Consider the following 4134-nt stretch of genomic DNA (forward strand, 5'->3'; position numbering starts at 1 on the left):
AAAAACACATCACTCATCACGGTCTCCTTTCCGAAACCGTGAATCACATCTCAAACCAAATTAATAGGTCCTGAGCCTAGTTCGCTTTTGGCGAACCATGGCGGTTGACTACGCAAACAAGTACCGAGCACGGGCAGGCCAAAAGTGGGCCCTAAGAAATATTAAGCTTCGGATGTCGAGGAAGCTTTTATTCGTTTCCGGCTTTTTCATGTGCCTTTCCTGGGCGCTTGAGGATCGATCCGAGCAGCATAATGACTATGAAGCACAGGATCTTGTTGACCATCTGCTTGCTTGGACGAAACGTCCGCCTCTTCAATCGTTAGCTGATATTGTTGAGCGCTATGCGCCTCACTTGGCATCCGAAGTCTTTGATAACTATGACAAGTTTCTTGCCATTCTTGATAGTGAGCCCAGTCGTAATAGGCTTCAAGACTTGTCTCCGGAGGCAGCGTACGAAGACAAGATATTTCTGGAAGCTCGAGAGATAGCAATTCGGTTTGACGCTGCTCTGACTGAGTTGTTGTTCAGAGCGAATCCAACGGTGACTAAGTTGGTAGAGAAATACGGAGTATTCTGATGACGACGATTGGCTTTTCAACAGGCGCGATAGCCAGAGACGATTTTGTTACGGCGTTGGATCTGCTTGAGCCAACAAACACCTCAGCAGTGGAATTGTCTGCATTACGGGCGCCTGAGTTGCCTCCTCTGTTGGCGGCATTGCCCGGCCTTTTGCCTCGTCTGAACCAACGATACCGCTATGTTAGTTTTCATGCGCCAACCAAATTCAATGATGAGCAGTCATTGGTTCAACAACTAATGGTCATTGCTGATCTCGGCCTGAATATTGTCGTTCATCCCGACACCATCGGCGACTTTGACCATTGGCGTGGTCTTGGATCGCGACTTTGCCTGGAAAACATGGATTCTCGAAAGCCCATTGGCAGAACAGCGGAAGAACTGGAGCCGTTTTTCGAGATGCTGCCAGAGGCTAGGCTGTGCCTCGACCTAGCTCATGCCCGCCAGATAGATTCTTCAATGAATCAAGCGGTGCGCATATTGCGGCGCTTTGCCAATCGGCTCACTCAGTTTCACATTAGTGAAATAAATAGCAAGGGCGCGCATTTTCCGATGTCTTTCGCTGCAATACGAGCATACGAGCCTTTCGCAACCATTATGTCTCGTACGCCAGTTATCATCGAGTCTATGGTCGGGCCACACGAAATCGTGCGGGAGATAGCTGCGACAGAAGAACTTGTGACCCAAACTTCTGGAGTGAACTCTAGAGAATTTGCGGCTTGATCGCGGCCATCCGAGACGGATCATGTGGCTTCTCGTTCGCCTACGTGCTGACGGTCCACTCTCGGCTCCAAGAGAGGTGTTTGCTCTCATCTCTCGCGTGTCACGTACCTAAGCCCGCCCGCCGGACAGCCGGTAGAGCTTGGCTCCCAACGGCTTCGTGCCTCAAGGATATTTCGGACGCGACCGTTTCAGTGAGGAGCGTTTCCAATTTCATAGTCGGCATCGACTCAGGTGCGTTTACGGGGTCGAGGACTTGCAGGGGCGTTTTCATGCATGTAGCAGGGCCAATCACCAAGATCCTCGCCTCGCTTAATGATGGGAAGAATCCGCCGATCCATCAACTCATGAATGTCTGCTTCGGCCGAGTATGTTCCGACGGCGAACAGACAGCTTCCGGCGCCATGGCCGTCGTCAATCTCAGATCTCAGACTGTTTGACGCACTCGAATAGGGTCCCCAGCCGTTGTGTTTGAAAGTTCTGGTATGGAGAGCGTCAAATTCCAATTGCCAAAAAATTAGAGCCAAGCACCTGAAAAGACGCCAATTTTTCTAGTTGGAATAGCAATCAACAAAAAGAAGAGAGGGTCCCAAATAGACCTGCCCGGGGACCTTGGATTCTCACATGATTTCAATTGCTTATAGGAAAACCCTTGAAATCCCCTCCGTTTTCCTGCCGCGAGCGACCGTGGATGCCACTTTTGTGCCCTGGCTTTGGGCATCAGTCAACAGGCGGGCGAGCGGCAATAATTTCCGCATTCGGACCTGAAAGTTGCGGTACGCCCGCCATAAGGCGCTGGAAAGCTTTGCGCCTTCCATCTGGTCGTTCAGGTATTTCCGGCCCGTTTCTGAAACCAGACATTCCTGCAGCCAGGCCAACGCGGGCATCATGGACGCTGCCGTTCTGGATATGCTCAAGCGCGAGATCCGTCTGGTCGAGGACGCTCGCCAATCACATCAACATGACTTACAACCTTCGGCAGTGGGACGGCTGCAGGATTAAAGCATGAGCACAGAGCAAGTGAACAACGAAATCCGTCGATTTCTCAAGGCGGAGGATAAACTTGCGCTTTGTTTGAGCGGCAAGTGGGGCGTTGGCAAGACCCATACTTGGGACACCTTGCTCACTGCTGCATTCAAGGATGCCACGGTAAGGCCGCCGCGCTATGCCTACGTCTCGTTGTTCGGCCTTGAGACCCTAAGCGATGTTCGCAGATCAGTTTTCGAGAACACAGTCGAAGCTGCAGCTTTCAGCGAGAAGGAGAGGCTGGAAGCGACCTTCAGCAGCGTATCCGAACGCTTGGCGCAACTGTCGTCCAAGTGGCGTGCTGGGATCGGAATGATCCGTGGCATCCCCGTTGTTGCCGACTACGGAGGATTGGTCGAAGCCGGATTCCTCGACGTGCGAAACCAGATCGTATGCTTCGACGATCTTGAGCGCATGAGCGAGGGCCTCGACCTGAAGGATATGCTGGGGCTGATCTCCTTCCTCAAAGAGAAGAAGAATTGCAAGGTGGTGCTGCTGTTGAACAGTGAGGCATTGGAAGGGCAGAATGCCGAGGATTTCCGCGTTCAACTGGAAAAGGTAATCGACATCCATTTGACATTCGCTCCGACGGCGAGCGAGGCGGTTGCCATAGCTGTCCCGGATCGAACGACCCTCCTGAGCCAGATGGTCGCAGAATATGCGGCGAAGCTAGAAATCACTAACATCCGGACGATCTTCAAGCTCCTTAGAATTTGCAGTCGGCTTGAAGAGGTTTTGGAGGGCTATGACGAGCGCATCATCAGGCAGGCCTTCCACGGCGCGTGCCTGTTCGGCTTCGCGATCTACCAGCCCACCGAAGCACCACCGATCGATGCCATCCTGAAGCATCGCCCCTATGCCGACCTCTTCGGTGACCGAGAGGAGCGAACTCCAGAGGAGATCCAGCATTCCGAGCTGCTGAAGCGATATGAGTTCCTCACAGCAGACGGCCTTGATCTCGTCGTCTTCGATTGCATCCGCAGCGGCTTTTACGATGAAGTTTCCCTGCAGCGAGAAGCCGATGTGCTGACGGGAAGGCTCGAACTCAAGGATCAGGATGCCGCGTTCAGCAAGGTGTGGGACATCTACCATGGATCTTTCGATGACAATGCAGATGCCTTCGCCACGGAGCTGAAGCAGTCGATCAGGGACAACGCCGCAGCAATTAGTCCTGCGAACCTTTCCGCCTCGATCGCTACTCTGAAAAAACTCGGTCATGGCGACGGCCTTGACGATCTCATCAAGGACTACGTGGACAGCCGAGATGACGGAATGGACTTCTGGGTGGGAGATCCTGTTTCGCCGCGCCTCAATATCGAGGATCCAGATGTGATCGCGGCTTTCGCTGCCAAAGCTGGTGCGTTCGCTGACGACAGAACTCTGACGGGTGTCGCGACCGCTATCGTGAGAAACAGGGGATGGAGCGAGGGCACCCTTGAATTCCTCGACAAGCATAGTACCGACGATTTCTATGCCGCCATGAAATCAGCAAAAGACGAGGAGCTGCGCCTGGTCGTCTATGGACTGACCTACTTCCGAAACATCGGAAACGCAGACGAGAGGATGAAGAGCATTTCCGCGAAGGCCGTGTCAGCCTTACAGAGGATTGGGCAGGAGAGCGCGATTAATCGACTTCGTGTCGAGAAGTTCAGTGTCGTCGTGCCTCAAGCTTAAAGTCACCATCGATTTGTCCTTCGCGGGCGGCAATCCTGTAAAGGTGGAGGTGAACCGCGCCTAGGCTCAGGACCTATTAATTTGGTTTGAGATGTGATTCACGGTTTCGGAAAGGAGACCGTGATGAGTGATGTGTTT

General features: G+C 52.9%; 4 protein-coding genes. 3 read left to right on the top strand and 1 reads right to left on the bottom strand.

What is annotated here, in order from left to right:
- Positions 1 to 172 precede the first annotated feature (172 nt).
- Together BJF92_RS00065 and BJF92_RS24805 are read left to right on the top strand one after the other, a co-directional pair.
- Positions 173 to 577 carry a hypothetical protein gene (locus BJF92_RS00065; protein ID WP_075632761.1) on the top strand — a complete coding sequence of 135 codons (405 nt, stop codon included), beginning with the start codon at positions 173 to 175 and terminating at the stop codon, positions 575 to 577.
- Positions 577 to 1299, top strand: a complete 723-nt coding sequence (locus BJF92_RS24805; RefSeq protein WP_075632762.1) for an apurinic/apyrimidinic endonuclease family protein — start codon at positions 577 to 579, stop codon at positions 1297 to 1299. Before BJF92_RS00065 ends, BJF92_RS24805 begins: the two co-directional genes overlap by 1 nt.
- 635 nt (positions 1300 to 1934) lie before the next feature.
- Here BJF92_RS24805 and BJF92_RS00075 read toward each other — a convergent pair.
- Entirely contained in the window at positions 1935 to 2213 is a 279-nt protein-coding gene (locus tag BJF92_RS00075) for a hypothetical protein (protein WP_143523838.1), read from the bottom strand.
- Between the two features lie 88 nt (positions 2214 to 2301).
- Between BJF92_RS00075 and BJF92_RS25680 the strand changes: the two genes are divergently transcribed.
- Positions 2302 to 3996 carry a P-loop NTPase fold protein gene (locus tag BJF92_RS25680; RefSeq protein WP_198931513.1) on the top strand — a complete coding sequence of 565 codons (1695 nt, stop codon included), beginning with the start codon at positions 2302 to 2304 and terminating at the stop codon, positions 3994 to 3996.
- Positions 3997 to 4134: the final 138 nt, after the last annotated feature.

It is taken from the genome of Xaviernesmea rhizosphaerae (assembly GCF_001938945.1).
Lineage (GTDB): Bacteria > Pseudomonadota > Alphaproteobacteria > Rhizobiales > Rhizobiaceae > Xaviernesmea > Xaviernesmea rhizosphaerae.

Excerpts from the sequence above, each read along its gene's own strand:
- BJF92_RS25680 (WP_198931513.1), top strand. The coding sequence starts at position 2,302 with ATGAGCACAGAGCAAGTGAACAACGAAATCCGTCGATTTCTCAAGGCG.
- BJF92_RS00065 (WP_075632761.1), top strand. The coding sequence starts at position 173 with ATGTCGAGGAAGCTTTTATTCGTTTCCGGCTTTTTCATGTGCCTTTCC.
- BJF92_RS24805 (WP_075632762.1), top strand. The coding sequence starts at position 577 with ATGACGACGATTGGCTTTTCAACAGGCGCGATAGCCAGAGACGATTTT.